This is a genomic window from Solimonas flava DSM 18980 (genome assembly GCF_000426685.1).
GTDB lineage: Bacteria > Pseudomonadota > Gammaproteobacteria > Nevskiales > Nevskiaceae > Solimonas > Solimonas flava.
The window spans coordinates 26495-39887 of sequence record NZ_AUFV01000002.1; the positions used below are offsets into that span (position 1 = coordinate 26495).

Annotated in this window: 12 protein-coding genes; 9 read left to right on the forward strand and 3 right to left on the reverse strand. The window is 70.0% G+C overall.

Annotation, left to right across the window (positions count from 1 at the left end):
* Positions 1 to 123 precede the first annotated feature (123 nt).
* Entirely contained in the window at positions 124 to 762 is a 639-nt protein-coding gene (locus K343_RS0102825; protein ID WP_028006767.1) for a peroxiredoxin, read from the forward strand.
* Between the two features lie 80 nt (positions 763 to 842).
* Here the strand turns inward: K343_RS0102825 and K343_RS0102830 are convergent, their stop codons facing one another.
* A complete protein-coding gene (locus K343_RS0102830; protein WP_028006768.1) occupies positions 843 to 1676 on the reverse strand; it encodes a TatD family hydrolase in 834 nt (277 codons plus the stop codon).
* A complete protein-coding gene (locus tag K343_RS0102835) occupies positions 1673 to 3514 on the reverse strand; it encodes a DCC1-like thiol-disulfide oxidoreductase family protein (RefSeq protein ID WP_028006769.1) in 1842 nt (613 codons plus the stop codon). Before K343_RS0102835 ends, K343_RS0102830 begins: the two co-directional genes overlap by 4 nt.
* A gap of 92 nt (positions 3515 to 3606) precedes the next feature.
* On the opposite strand from K343_RS0102835, the gene K343_RS0102840 reads away from it, so the two are divergent.
* The 5 genes from K343_RS0102840 (at position 3607) to K343_RS0102860 (ending at position 6759) form a co-directional block, all read left to right on the forward strand.
* Positions 3607 to 4272, forward strand: a complete 666-nt coding sequence (locus tag K343_RS0102840; protein WP_028006770.1) for an alpha/beta hydrolase — start codon at positions 3607 to 3609, stop codon at positions 4270 to 4272.
* A 74-nt stretch (positions 4273 to 4346) separates the two neighbouring features.
* Positions 4347 to 5087: a DUF6588 family protein gene (locus K343_RS23170; RefSeq protein WP_028006771.1), complete on the forward strand. Its 741-nt coding sequence runs from the start codon at positions 4347 to 4349 to the stop codon at positions 5085 to 5087.
* 15 nt (positions 5088 to 5102) lie between these two features.
* Positions 5103 to 5534 carry a tellurite resistance TerB family protein gene (locus K343_RS20705; protein WP_051277891.1) on the forward strand — a complete coding sequence of 144 codons (432 nt, stop codon included), beginning with the start codon at positions 5103 to 5105 and terminating at the stop codon, positions 5532 to 5534.
* A 97-nt stretch (positions 5535 to 5631) separates the two neighbouring features.
* Entirely contained in the window at positions 5632 to 6279 is a 648-nt protein-coding gene (locus tag K343_RS0102855; RefSeq protein WP_028006772.1) for a DUF1134 domain-containing protein, read from the forward strand.
* Positions 6280 to 6405: 126 nt separating this feature from the next.
* Positions 6406 to 6759, forward strand: a complete 354-nt coding sequence (locus K343_RS0102860; RefSeq protein WP_020650468.1) for a DMT family protein — start codon at positions 6406 to 6408, stop codon at positions 6757 to 6759.
* A 385-nt stretch (positions 6760 to 7144) separates the two neighbouring features.
* Here K343_RS0102860 and K343_RS20710 read toward each other — a convergent pair whose 3' ends face one another.
* Positions 7145 to 7918 (reverse strand): methyltransferase family protein, encoded by a 774-nt coding sequence (locus tag K343_RS20710; protein ID WP_211226152.1) that lies wholly within the window; start codon positions 7916 to 7918, stop codon positions 7145 to 7147.
* Between the two features lie 70 nt (positions 7919 to 7988).
* Here K343_RS20710 and K343_RS0102875 point away from each other — a divergent pair, with 70 nt between their 5' ends.
* The 3 genes from K343_RS0102875 (at position 7989) to K343_RS20715 (ending at position 13383) form a co-directional block, all read left to right on the forward strand.
* Complete coding sequence (locus K343_RS0102875; protein ID WP_028006773.1) at positions 7989 to 9488, forward strand: amidase; 1500 nt, start codon at positions 7989 to 7991, stop codon at positions 9486 to 9488.
* Between the two features lie 76 nt (positions 9489 to 9564).
* On the forward strand, positions 9565 to 12369 hold the full coding sequence (glnE, locus tag K343_RS0102880) for a bifunctional [glutamate--ammonia ligase]-adenylyl-L-tyrosine phosphorylase/[glutamate--ammonia-ligase] adenylyltransferase (RefSeq protein ID WP_028006774.1): 2805 nt from the start codon (positions 9565 to 9567) through the stop codon (positions 12367 to 12369).
* A gap of 12 nt (positions 12370 to 12381) precedes the next feature.
* On the forward strand, positions 12382 to 13383 hold the full coding sequence (locus K343_RS20715; protein ID WP_051277892.1) for a glycosyltransferase family 2 protein: 1002 nt from the start codon (positions 12382 to 12384) through the stop codon (positions 13381 to 13383).
* Positions 13384 to 13393: the final 10 nt, after the last annotated feature.

The window sequence follows — 13393 nt, forward strand, 5'->3', positions numbered from 1 at the left end:
CCTGCGGACGGCGCGCGGGCAGGGCGCGCGCCTTATCGCCAAGCGGTCTTGGCTTATGCCTTGAAGTCGTCAGGGGCGGGGTTCTTAATACGGGCCTTCCTCACCGCCGGACGGAGACCCGACATGACCTTGAGACTGGGCGACATCGCACCCGATTTCGAAGCCGAGACCACCGAAGGCCGCATCCGCTTCCACGAGTGGCTCGGCAATTCCTGGGGCGTGCTGTTCTCGCACCCGAAGAACTACACGCCGGTCTGCACGACCGAGCTCGGCTATACCGCCAAGCTCAAGCCGGAGTTCGACAAGCGCCACGTCAAGGCGATCGGCCTGTCGGTCGACAAGCTCGAGGACCACTACGGCTGGAGCAAGGACATCGAGGAGACGCAGGGCGCGGCGCTGAACTTCCCGCTGATCGCCGACGCCGACCGCAAGGTCGCCGATCTCTACGACATGATCCATCCGAACGCCAGCGACAGCTTCACCGTGCGCAGCGTGTTCATCATCGACCCGAACAAGAAGATCCGCCTGATCATCACCTACCCGGCGTCGACCGGCCGCAACTTCGACGAAATCCTGCGCGTCATCGACTCGCTGCAGCTGACCGATCAGTACAAGGTCGCCACGCCGGTCAACTGGAAGCCGGGCGAGGACGTCATCATCGTGCCGGCGCTCAAGGACGAGGACGCCAGGAAGCTGTTCCCGCAGGGCTGGAAGGCGCTGAAGCCGTATCTGCGTCTGGTCGCCCAGCCGAAGAAGGGCTGAGCCGGGCCGATGCATCTTGAAGGGCCGCCGCGAGGCGGCCCTTTTGCGTCAGGGGCGCGCCAGCGCCAGCGCCGGCGCGGTCAGGGCGGTCCCGACAGCCCGAAGAAGCGGCGCGCATTCGCCGCGCTGAGCCGCGCGACTTCGCCGGGCGCCTGAGCGCGGGCGCGCGCCACCGCTTCGAGCACCCACGGCAGGAAGGCCGGCTCGTTGCGCCGGTGCAGGTCGCGCGTCAGATGCTTCGGCGCGTTGCGCGGCAAGAGGTAGGGCGCGTCGGTCTCGATCAGCAGGCGCGCGTCCGGGATGTCGCGCACCGCTTCGAGCAGGTGCGCGCCGCGGCGCTCGTCGCAGATCCAGCCGGTGATGCCGATGTGGCAGTCGAGCGCGAGGTAGTCGTTCAGCGCTTCGCGCGTGTCGGTGAAGCAGTGCACGACGACGTCGCTGAGCTCGGCACGATGTTCCTTGAGCATGGCCAGAAAATCGGCGTGCGCGTCGCGCTGGTGCAGGAACAGCGGCTTGCGCAGCTCGATCGCCAGCGCCAGCTGTGCGGCGAAGGCGTGCCGCTGCTCATCGTGCGTCGCGAAGTTGCGGAAGTAATCGAGCCCGCATTCGCCCATCGAGACCAGTTCCGGCGCCGCCGCCAGCGCGCGCAGGCGCGCGCCGAGCGCGTCGCTCCATTCGGCGGCGTGGTGCGGATGCAGGCCGGCGGTCGCGTACAGCCGGCCCGGACGCTGCTGGGCCAGCAGCAGCGCCTGCTCGGCGCTGGCCAGCGAACTGCCGGTGACGACGATCTGGGTGACGCCGGCCGCGCGCGCGCGTTCGAGCATCGCATCGAAGTCGGCGTGGAAGCTGTCGTGCGCGAGGTTCGCGCCGATGTCGACGAGGTCGAGACCGGCGCCGGCGGCGACCGCGCTCACGGAATCTGGCCCTTGGTTTCGTCCGGATAGCACTCGTGGCGCCAGACCACCTGCTGCTCGACGTTCGCGGCCTGGCCCGGCGGCGGCGTGCGCTCGAGCATGTAGACCATCTTGAAGGTCATCAGGCGCCGGCCGCGATCCTCGGGCGTGGCGCCGAGACGATCGTTCCACTGCCGGCAGAGATACTTCGCGTACCACAGCCGATGGCTGGCGTAGGCGCGGTCCCAGAGCCGGCCGCGATAGGTCAGCCAGCGGATGTTTTCCTGGTCGAGCGCGTAGTTGTCCGGCTTGTCGTAGTCCGGCGCGCCGCGCTGCGGATGCAGCAGGTCGAGCTCGGTGCCGTCGGCGAGGCGCGCCGGGAACACCCACCAGCCGTCGTCCTTGAGCGGGAACGGCGCGAACATGTTCCAGAGCTGGTCGATGCGCAGCACGCGGAACAGCGGCACCATCGCGCGGTAGCTGGCGCCGGGCAGCACATGGATCGTGTGCAGGTTCCAGATCAGCACCAGCGCGACGAAGGCCCCGGCGACGCGGTACCAGACCGCGCCGACCTCGAACGCGGTCGGCCGCTGCGGCAGCAGCACGGCGCTGACGCGGCCGAACGCGCCGCGATGGCGGGCGACGAAGTGGTAGACGGCGTTGCCCGGCGCGACCAGCGCCGGCCGGCGCAGCAGCGGCCACAGCCAGCCGAACAGCGGCGAGCGGTGCAGCAGTGCGGTGAATGCCGGCCATTTCAGGTAGGCCTGCTCGTCGCGGTCGATGACGACCCAGGAGTGGTTCGCTTCGAGCAGCGTGCGTGCGCGCGGCGTGTCCTGTGCCGGTGCGATCTGCGCGTCCGGCAGCAGCAGGAGCTGGCGCATCAGCAGCACCGACTTCAGGCAGAAGCCGCAGTCGCGGTCGTAGTAGATGCGCAGCGCGCCGCCGTTCTCGCGTGCGGCGCGGCGGCGCGCCAGCGCGTCCCACACCCAGCCGCCGGTGAACGTCGTCAGCGAGGCGAGGCTGACGAACGGAAAGTGGCCGATCTGCAGGCACAGCAGGAAGCCGACGTGCATCGTCATGAACGCCAGCATCAGCGCGAAGCGCACCGGCCGCAGGAAATACGGCGTGAAGATCAGGATCGGGCCGAGCAGTTCGAGGAAGTAGACGTAGACCGACAGCAACTTCATCAGGCCGGGGAAGTTCAGCAGCCAGTGACCGAGCGGCAGCGCGTGGCGGTCGAGCATCAGCGCGTAGTAGACGGCCGTGAAGTCCGGCCACCACTCGCGGCCGGACTTGAGGATCGCGCTGAAGAAATAGACCGACATCACCTGCATCAGCAGGCCGAGCGAGGCCCAGGACACGTGCAGGTTCTGCGCCGGCGGCGGATTGGTCGACAGCGCCGCGTCGACCGAGTAGCGCGCCGCCAGCGGCAGGAACATCGACCAGAACAGCAGGCAGCACAGCAGCAGGTCGCCGCCGATCAGCACCACCGGATTGCGGTTGATGAACGAGGCCCACAGCACGAACGACAGGATGCCGGCGACGCGCGTGCGCCAGCCGAGCGCGAACAGCAGCGCGCAGGCCGCCTGGATCAGCAGCAGCAGGCCGGCGAACCAGGCCTGACCGTTGGCCAGGTACAGCGACAGCCGCCAGAGGCTGTCGGTTTCGATCAGCCAGGCGCGCGGCATCACGCCGGCGTCGGTCCAGAACGCCGTCAGGTCGCGGAACGAGCTGAGCACGCACCACAGCAGGACCAGACCGAGCACGACGCGGAACAGCGCCAGCGTGCGCAGGTCGATGCCGATCATCTCGGCGAGGCGGGGATAGCGCGACGTCAGATCGGCGGGCGGAGCGTTCATGGGCGCCGATGCTGACCGGTCGCCGGGAGCCTTGGCAAGCGAAAACGTGCATTGAGGCAAAATGGCGCCCCCCGACCGAACCTGCGACGCGCATGCACCCCGATCTCCCCGCCGCCGGCGACAACAAGACCGTGCTGATTCCCGGCCCGGCCGGCCTGATCGAGGCGATGATCTCGGGCCCGCGCGTGGCCTCGGCGCAGCCCGGCTACGCCGTCGTCTGCCATCCGCATCCGCTGTACGGCGGCGCGATGAGCAACAAGGTGACCTACGCGCTCGCCTCGTGCGCGCAGAACGCCGGACTCTACGCGCTGCGCTTCAATTTCCGCGGCGTCGGACGCAGCCAGGGCGTGCACGACGAGGGCCGCGGCGAGACCGACGACACCGTCTTGCTCGCGCAGTGGCTCGGCGAGCGCCTGCCGCAAGGCCGTCTGCTGCTGGCCGGCTTTTCGTTCGGGGCCTGGGTCAGCACCGCGGCGGCCGCGCGGCTGCAGCCGGCCGCGCAGATCAGCATCGCGCCGCCGTTCGCCAAGTATTTCGCCGATGCGCCGCCGCCGCCGCGGCCGCGCTGTCCGTGGCTGGTCGTGCACGGGCGCGACGACGAGGTCGTCGACTACGAGGCGACGCGCCAGATCCTCGAAGCCTATGATCCGCCGCCGCAGCTGGTGACGATGGACGGCGTCGGCCACTTCTTCCACAACCGCCTCGCCGATCTGAACGAGGTCGTGCTGCCGTTCATCCGCGAGCATTTCGCCGACTAGAAATTCATGGCCGCGCGCTGCTGTTATGCTCGACGCGCGCCGGTACCACCTGAGAGATCCAAGGGAGTTCCATCATGCGCCGCCTCATTGCCGTTCTCGCCCTGTCGTCCGCCGCGCCGCTGGCCTGGGCCGACGATTTCCGCATCGACTGCACGCCGGCCGCCGGCATGAGCTGCGCCGAGGCGTTCCGCGACGTCGCCAAGGACGTCACCGCCGTCGTCAACTACAAGATCCTCGGCCCGGCCGAGCCGGCCGGCGTGCTCGGCTTCAGCGTCGCCGCGATCGGCAGCTATGCGCCGGTCCGGAACGAGGACGCCTGGCGCACGCTGACCGGCCGCGACATCAGCGAGATCGGCATGGCCGGCGGCGTCGTCACCGCGGGCCTGCCGCTCGGCTTCGACGTCGGCTTCTTCTATACCGGCATTCCGAGCTCCGGCGGCGCCGCGGCCTACGGCGCGCAGGTGCGTTACGCGGTGTTCGACGGCGGCGTGGCGATGCCGGCGCTGGCGATCGGCGCCAACTACACCTCGACCAACAACATCGACGATTTCGACTACAGCGCCTGGGGCGTCGATGCGGTGCTGTCGAAGGGCTTCGCGTTCCTGACCCCGTATGTCGGCGGCGGCTACGTGTCGTCGCGCACCAAGGCGGCCGACGGCATCAAGCAGAGCTACGACCTGCACGACGAAAGCGTCGACGCCGGCCGCTTCTTCGCCGGTGTGCGCATCGCCATGTTCTTCTTCGACCTCACGCCGGAATATGAACGCTTCGGCAGCAACGATGTCTATAACCTGCGACTCGGTCTGTCGTTCTGATTCCTCGCCCCGACGATGAGCCTGCTGCACAAACTGACCGCGGCGTTCTCGCCGCCCCCGAAGACGGTTCCCGACCGCAGCCTGGCGATGGCGGTGCTGCTGCTGGAGACGGCGCGCGCCGACTTCGAGCGCAGCCCGGAGGAACTGGCGCTGATCCGCACGCAGCTCGCGGACAGCCTCGGCCTCGACGCCGCGCAGACCGACGCGCTGATCCAGCGCGCGCTCGACAGCGCCGGCACGGCGGTTTCGCTGCACGACTTCGTCAGCACGCTGAATGCCGAGCTCGACGTCGACGGCAAGCGCCAGCTGCTGGGCTGGCTGTGGCGCGTCGCGCTCGCCGATGGCCGTGTCGAGCCGCGCGAGGAAGCGCTGATCCGCCAGCTCGCCGATTTGCTGTTCGTGCCGCATGCCGACTTCGTGCGCGCGCGCATCGCTGCCGGCGGTTGACGGTGCGGCATCGCACGGCGCCGGCCAAGAGTTCAGTCACGATTCAGAGCATCCGTGGCCTAGTGCACATTATCGGTACCATCAGGAGCAGCAGATCATGAACATCACGCGCAAGCCTTGGCTCACCGGCATCGCTGGCAGCCTCGCGCTCGCCGCGGGCCTGCTGTCGACGCAGGCGGCGATCGGTCAGGACACCCGGCCCGGCGACATCCAGGCGCCGCAGTCGACCGAGGGCGCGCCGCCGGCGCAGTCGTCCGAGTCGCAGACTTACAGTGCCGATGAGGTCACGCAGGCGGCGTCGAAGTTCTTCGGCTCGACCAGCGAGGGCCTCGCCAAGGCGATCGAGCGCACGTTCTCAGACTACGGCCGGCCGAACGCCTACATCTACGGCAACGAAGGTGGCGGCGCCGCGATCGTCGGTCTGCGTTACGGCAAGGGCACGCTGCAGTTCAAGGGCGGCGACAGCCAGAAGGTCTACTGGCAGGGCCCTTCGATCGGCTGGGACTTCGGCGGCAATGCCTCCAAGGTCTTCACGCTGGTCTACAACCTGCGCTCGTCGAGCCAGCTGTTCCAGCGTTTCCCGGCCGTCGACGGCAGCCTTTACGTCGTCGCCGGCGTCGGCGTCAATTACCAGAAGAGCGGCGACATCGTGCTCGCGCCGATCCGCACCGGCGTCGGTCTGCGCGCCGGCGCCAGCCTCGGCTACGTGCACTACACGCGCGAGGCGTCGATCCTGCCGCTCTGACGCGAGGCTCGCCACGAAGAAAGGCCGGCGGATTCCCGCCGGCTTTTTTCGTGGCGGACAGTAGCGCGCGTTGCGCCGGTGCGGGCCGCCGCCGCAGACTCGCGCGTCGTTCCCGGAAAACCTTCCATGCCGATCAACTATGCCGTGGCCGCGCAGGCGGCCGGACTGCTGGTGCTGTCGAACGTCTTCATGACCATCGCCTGGTACGCGCACCTCAAGGACCTGCGCGACAAGGCCTGGTACGTCGCGGCGCTGATCTCGTGGGCCATCGCGCTGTTCGAGTACCTGATTCAGGTGCCGGCCAACCGGATCGGCTACACGACGCTGTCGCTGCCGCAGCTGAAGATCATGCAGGAGGTCATCACGCTGACCGTGTTCGTGCCGTTCGCGGTGCTCTACATGAAGCAGCCGATCAAGCTGGACTACCTCTGGGCAGCGCTCTGCATGTGCGGCGCCGTCTACTTCATCTTCCGCTCCTGAAAGCCGGCGGTGGCGGGAGGTCGTCCGCGCCGACTCGTCTGGCGAACCGCGGCTGCGCCGCTGTCGCGTGACTCGCGGCGCACCTCCGGGCCGCGCTGACGCATGTGCGGTGCCGTCTACTTCATCTTCCGCTCCTGAAAGCCGGCGGTGGCGGGAGGTCGTACGCGCCGACTCGTCTGGCGAACCGCGGCTGCGCCGCTGTCGTGTGACTCGCGGCGCACCTCCGGGCCACGCTGACGCATATGCGATGCCGTCTACTTCATCTTCCGCTCCTGAAAACCGGCGGTGGCGGGAGGTCGTACGCGCCGACTCGTCTGGCGAACCGCGGCTGCGCCGCTGTCGCGTGACTCGCGGCGCCCCTCCGGGCGGCGCTGACGCGCGCGGCTCAGATCAGGCCGGGGATCAGCCACCAGCTGCGGCGCCGGTAGGCGGCCCAGCCGGGGTAGCGCGACAGGCTCGCTTCCTTCATCGCCATGTTGGTCGCGAACAGCGTGCTCCAGACGTAGGCGAGCCACAGCCACGGCAGCCAGTGGCCGACCAGCAGCGCGAAGCCGGCGTACAGCATCATCTCGCCGAGATAGTTCGGGTGGCGCACGTAGCGGTGCAGGCCGTCGGTGATGAGGCCGCGGCGCAGGCGCAGCGTGTAGTACTTCTGCGCGTCGGCGGCGATCATGATGACGCTGCCGAGCAGGCACAGGCTGATGCACAGGCAGTACCAGGCGCCGTCCGGCAGCGGATAGCGCGGCTGCGCGGTGCCGGAGATCAGCAGCCAGCCGAAGCTCCAGTACATCGCCAGGCCGAAGGCGCCGGTCGCCGCAGCGCCCCAGGTCACGCGCTTCTGCCAGTTCGGATCGGGGAAGGCGAGATCCTTGATCAGCCAGACCAGTCCGTAGCTGCCGTGCAGCGCGAGATAGATCCACGCCGCGGTCGAGGTCGCCGCCGGCGTGCGTCCGGCATAGAACGCCATCAGCGCGCCGAGGAAGAAGAAGGTGCCGGCTTTCTGGGCGTTGATGATCCAGGCGAACTTGAGCACGCGCGGGCCGCCGCCGATATCGACCAGCCACCAGTCGTTGAAGCGGCGCAGCGTGCGCGCCCAGGCCGGCGCGGGCGTCGCGGCGACGAAGTCCGCCGCAGGATCGGTCGTCGGGCTCGGCATCATCGAATCTCCGCTGTGCGCACGGGCGAGCCGTTACTCTATGTCGCAAGACGAACCTTAGGGGAGGAGAACCATGATTTCCGCCGCCGACTACGCCCGCTACGACGGACTGGGCCTGGCCGAGCTCGTGCTGCGCCGCGAGGTGACGCCGCTCGAACTGCTGGAGACCGCGATCGCCGCCGCCGAGCGGCTGCAGCCGCAGCTCAACGCGGTGGTGATGCCGATGCACGAGATCGCGCGCACGCGCGCCGCCACGGCGCTGAGCGGACCGTTCGCCGGCCTGCCGTTCCTGGCCAAGGACATCTTCCAGGAATACGCCGGCGTGCCGGCCTCGTACGGCTGCCGCGCGCTGAAGAACGCGCGCCTTGCGCCGGCCGAGCACGCCGAGATGGTCGAGCGCTGGCTGCGCGCCGGCGTTGTCGTGTTCGGCCGCACCAACGTGCCGGAGTTCGGCGCCAAGGGCATCACCGAGTCGGAAGCCTGGGGGCCGTGCCGCAACCCGTGGAATCCGGCGCACACGCCGGGCGGTTCGAGCGGCGGCTCGGCGGCGGCGGTCGCGGCCGGCATCGTGCCGATCGCCGGCGCCAACGACGGCGGCGGCTCGATCCGCATCCCGGCCGGCCACTGCGGCCTGTTCGGCCTCAAGCCGGGCCGCGGCCGCACGCCGCAGGGTCCGCATTTCATGGAGCGCATGCACGGCGCGGTGATCGACCATGTGCTGACGCGCAGCGTGCGCGACAGCGCGGCGATGCTCGATGCCACGCACGGCCCCGAGGTCGGTTCGCTGTTCCACATCGCGCCGCCGGAGCGGCCGTATCTCGACGAGGTCGGCCGCGATTCGGGACGCCTGACGATCGCGTTCTCGACGCGCTCGCCGATCGGCACAGCAGTCGACGCCGAGGCCATGCAGGCGGTGCGCAACACCGCGCGGCTGCTCGAATCGCTCGGCCACCACGTCGAGGAGGCCGAGCCCGAGATCGACGGCATGCAGCTCGGCAAGGACTTCATCACCATGTGGTTCGCGACCTGCGCGGCGACCATGGACGAGGTCAAGCGCCGCACCGGCAGCGGCAACGACGGCTTCGAACTCGACACGCACGCAATGGCGGCGTTCGGTCGCGCGACGCGCGCCAACACTTACGTCGAGGGCTACCTGCGCTGGAACGACTACGCGCGCCGCCTCGGCGAGTTCCACCAGCGCTACGACCTGTTCCTGACGCCGACGCTGGCGATGCCGCCGGCGCGCGTCGGCGAGATCCGCACGCCGGGCTGGCAGCAGGCGGTGCTGCGCGTGCTGATGGCGCTGCATCTCGAAGGCCTGGTGCTGAAGACCAGCATCGTCGAGCAGATGGTGCAGGAGAACCTGAAATGGGTGCCGTTCACGCAGCTCGCCAACCTCACCGGTACGCCGGCGATGTCGGTGCCGCTGCACTGGACGGCCGACGGCCTGCCGCTCGGCGTGCAGTTCGGCGCCGCGCCCGGCGGCGAGGGCCTGCTGATCCGTCTCGCCGCGCAGCTCGAGCAGGCGCAGCCCTGGGCGCAGCGCCGGCCGCCGGTTCACGCCGCCGCGTGAAGCGCGCCGCCCATTCCCGTTGCCGTCCGCCGCGCGTCGCTGCCGCGGCAGCGACGCCGGTGCATTCGTCACGACCATGTCCGATGCCGATCTGCTGAATCGCTTCACCGCGCGCGCACCGGCGCTCGCGGTCGACGCGCCGCGCGTGTTTGCCGCCAGCCGCTTCGTGCGCGAGGCCTGTACGCGCCTGCTCGACGAGGGCGAGTCGTTCGCCGCCTGGGCCACGACGCTGGCGCCCGGCGCCTATGCCGACGCGCTTGCGGCGCTGGTCACGCTGGATGAAGACGCCGCGCTGATGCGCGCGCTGCGCCGCTATCGCCGTGCGGAGATGGCGCGCATCGCGTTTCGCGACATCGCCGGTCTGGCGCCGCTCGACGAGACGCTGGCCGATCTCTCCGGCCTCGCCGAGGCCTGCATCGAGGCTGCGCTCGGCGCCGGCGAACGGCGCCTGCAGGCGCGCCACGGCACGCCGCGCGACGCGCAGGGGGCGCCGATCCGCCCGACCGTGCTCGGCATGGGCAAGCTCGGCGGCCGCGAGCTGAACTTCTCGTCGGACGTCGACCTGATCTTCTGCCACCGCGCCGCCGGCGAGACCGACGGCGCGCGCGCGCTGAGCAGCGACGAGTATTTCGCCAAGCTCGCGCAGGACGTGCAGAAGCTGCTCGCCGCGGTCACCGAGGACGGTTTCGTGTTCCGCGTCGACCTGATGCTGCGGCCGTTCGGCTCGGCCGGTGCGCTGTCGGCCTCGTTCGCCGCATTGGAGGAGTACTACCAGGTGCACGGCCGCGAGTGGGAGCGCTATGCGCTGATCAAGGCGCGGCCGGTCGCCGGCGACATCGAAGCCGGCCGCAGCCTGCTGCAGGCGCTGCGGCCGTTCGTCTACCGGCGCTATCTCGACTACAACGCGATCGGCAGCCTGCGCGAGCTCAAGCGCCTGATCGCCGACGACGTCGCGCGGCGCGGCCAGGAGGACAACGTCAAGCTCGGCAACGGCGGCATTCGCGAGCTCGAGTTCATCGTGCAGTCGTTCCAGCTGGTGCGCGGCGGCGCCGAGGGCGCGCTGCGCGACACGCGGTTGCGGCCGGTGCTGCGCTACCTCGGCGAAGCCGGCCATCTCGACGCGCTGGTCGCTGCCGAGCTGGACGAGGCTTACGTCTTCCTGCGCCGCCTCGAAAACGCGATCCAGATGTACGCCGATCAGCAGACGCACGCGCTGCCGCGGCAGGACGAGGCGCGCGACGCGCTGTGTGCGGCGCTCGATGTCACCGACTGGGCGGCGCTCGAGGCGCACCTCGGCACGGTGCGCGGCTTCGTGCAGCGGCAGTTCGACCGCATCTTCGCCGAGCGCAGCGGCGAAGCCGACGGCCCGGACGCGCAGCTGGTGCGTGCCTTGTGGTTCGGCCTCGTCGACGGCGACGCGGCGCTCGATGCACTCGGCGGCGCCGGCTTCGGGCGCGAGCCCCGCCGTGTACTCGAAGCATTCGAAGAGTTGCGCGGTGTACGTCTGGTGCGGGCGATGTCCGAAGGCGCGCAACAGAAGCTGCTGGTACTGCTCGGCGCGCTGCTGCCGGCGGCACGCGAGCAGGCGCAACCGGAGTCGGCGCTGTGCCGCACGCTCGGCGTCGTGCAGGCGCTGGCCGGGCGCTCGACCTACATCGCGCTGCTGCATGACAACGCAGTGGCGCGCGCGCAGCTCGTGCGCCTGTGCGCGGCCAGCCCGTGGCTGACCGCGTTCATCGCGCAATCGCCGGTGCTGCTCGATGCGCTGCTCGATCCGCGCACGCTGTACGCGCCGCCCGATCGCGACGAGCTGCGCCGCGAGCTGGCGCGCCGCACCGCCGAGCTGGCGCCGACCGATACCGAGGCCGGCATGGACCTGCTGCGCCGCTACCAGAAGGAGATGACGCTGCGCATTGCCGCCGCCGACCTCGCCGGGCAGCTACCGCTGGTGCAGGTCAGCGACCGCCTGACCTGGCTCGCCGAGGCGCTGGTCGACGAGGCGCTGCAGCGCGCCTGGCTGGAGATGCGCGAGCAATACGGCGCGCCGCACCGCGCCGACGGCATGGCGGCCGGCTTCGCGGTGATCGGCTACGGCAAGTTCGGCGGCATCGAGCTCGGCTACGGCTCGGATCTCGATCTCGTCTTTCTGCACGACTGCGACCAGCTCGAGGGCGATACCGTCGGCGGCGCCCGCGCGATCAACAACGGCGTGTTCTACGCGCGCCTCGCGCAGCGCCTGATCAACTGGCTGGCGACGCAGACGCCGGCCGGCCGCGCCTATGAAATCGACATGGAACTGCGCCCGAACGGCAAATCGGGTTTGCTCGTCACCAGTCTTGCCAGCTTCGCGGCCTATCAGCGCGAGTCGGCGTGGACCTGGGAGCACCAGGCGCTGACGCGCGCGCGCTGCGTCGCCGGCACGACGGCGATCGCCGCCGGCTTCGCCGCCGTGCGCCGCGAAGTGCTGATGCGCACGCGCGACGCCGCGACGCTCTGTCACGACATTGTCGACATGCGCGCGAAGATGCGTGCCAACCTCGACAAATCGGGCAGCGGCCGCTGGGACGTCAAGCAGGGCGAGGGCGGGCTGATCGACATCGAGTTCATCGCCCAGTATCTGGTGCTGCGCGACGCGCATCGTGATGCGGCGATCGTCGAGTGGAGCGACAACTGGCGCCAGCTCGAAGCGCTGGCGCGGGCCGGCAGCCTCGACGACGCCGACCGCGACGCGCTGATCGCCGCCTATCGCAGCCTGCGCGCGTGGATGCATGCGCAGTCGCTGCAGGCGCAGGGCTCGCTGGTCGAGGCCTCGCGCTTCGTGGCGGAGCGTCAGGCCGTCGCCGCGCTGTGGCGCCGCATCCTGGAGACGGCGCCTTCCTGAAGGAGGCTCGTCGTGGACGGCTTGCGGTTCTCGGTCGCGATCAACCATTACAACTATGGGCGCTTCCTGCCCGAGGCGATCGCCTCGGCGCTGGCGCAGACGCACGCGCCGCTCGAGGTCATCGTCGTCGACGATGCCTCGACCGACGGCGCGCCGCACTGGCTCGAGCAGACCTACGGCCACGATCCGCGCGTGCGCCTGATCTTTCTGCATGAGAACGCCGGGCAGTACGCGGCGATGCGCGCCGCGGTCGACGTCGCGCGCGGCGACGTGGTCTGCTTCCTCGACGCCGACGACTACTGGGCGCCCGACCACCTCGAACGGCTGCGCCGGGCCTATGCGCTGCCGGCGCGCTACGACGTGGTCTACGCCGATCTCGCCTACTGCGGCCGGCGCAGCGGCTCGTGGAAGGCGCGCTTCGCCTACTGGCTGCCGCAGGGACGCGACCACGATGTGGGGCTGTCGGTGCTGGCGGTCGCCTTCGGGTACCGCTGGATCGGCGTGCCGACGTCCGGCATCTCGATGCGCCGGGTCTGGGCCCGCCGCGCGCTCGACATCGCCCCGGAAATCGCCGCCGACTGGCGCATGGGCGCCGACACCGTGCTGGTCTGCAACGCCGCGCTGTGCGCGGCGCGTGCGCTGTTCCTCGACCATCCGAGCGTGCATTACCGGTTTCACGGCGACAACGACAGCGTCGAGCGCGAAGCGAACTACGCGCGCGGCCTGCGCGAGAACTACCGGATCCGGCGCCTGATCGCCCATCTGCGCCGCCGCCTGGAGATCGACGCCAGCTGGCTGACGCGGGTCAAGGGCGAGTTCAAGTCGCGGCCGCAGCCGACCGCCGCCGAGCGCGATCTCTATCTCGCGCTGCTGCGCCAGGCGCCGCTGGGGCCGCTGAAGAAGCTCGAACACCGCGTCTCGATCTGGCGCCACTGGTGGCGCAGCGCCCGCGCCCGGACGCCGCTCCCGGCCGCCGCCGTGCGCCTGCCGTCGTCGGCCGCGGCCGGCGGCTGAACGGCGTCAA

Coding starts and splice junctions, on each gene's coding strand:
- K343_RS0102855 (WP_028006772.1), top strand. CDS start 5,632: ATGAACATCACGCGCAAGCCTTGGCTCACCGGCATCGCTGGCAGCCTC.
- K343_RS0102825 (WP_028006767.1), top strand. CDS start 124: ATGACCTTGAGACTGGGCGACATCGCACCCGATTTCGAAGCCGAGACC.
- glnE (WP_028006774.1), top strand. CDS start 9,565: ATGTCCGATGCCGATCTGCTGAATCGCTTCACCGCGCGCGCACCGGCG.
- K343_RS20710 (WP_211226152.1), bottom strand. CDS start 7,918: ATGATGCCGAGCCCGACGACCGATCCTGCGGCGGACTTCGTCGCCGCG.
- K343_RS0102835 (WP_028006769.1), bottom strand. CDS start 3,514: ATGAACGCTCCGCCCGCCGATCTGACGTCGCGCTATCCCCGCCTCGCC.
- K343_RS20705 (WP_051277891.1), top strand. CDS start 5,103: ATGAGCCTGCTGCACAAACTGACCGCGGCGTTCTCGCCGCCCCCGAAG.
- K343_RS0102840 (WP_028006770.1), top strand. CDS start 3,607: ATGCACCCCGATCTCCCCGCCGCCGGCGACAACAAGACCGTGCTGATT.
- K343_RS0102860 (WP_020650468.1), top strand. CDS start 6,406: ATGCCGATCAACTATGCCGTGGCCGCGCAGGCGGCCGGACTGCTGGTG.
- K343_RS0102875 (WP_028006773.1), top strand. CDS start 7,989: ATGATTTCCGCCGCCGACTACGCCCGCTACGACGGACTGGGCCTGGCC.
- K343_RS23170 (WP_028006771.1), top strand. CDS start 4,347: ATGCGCCGCCTCATTGCCGTTCTCGCCCTGTCGTCCGCCGCGCCGCTG.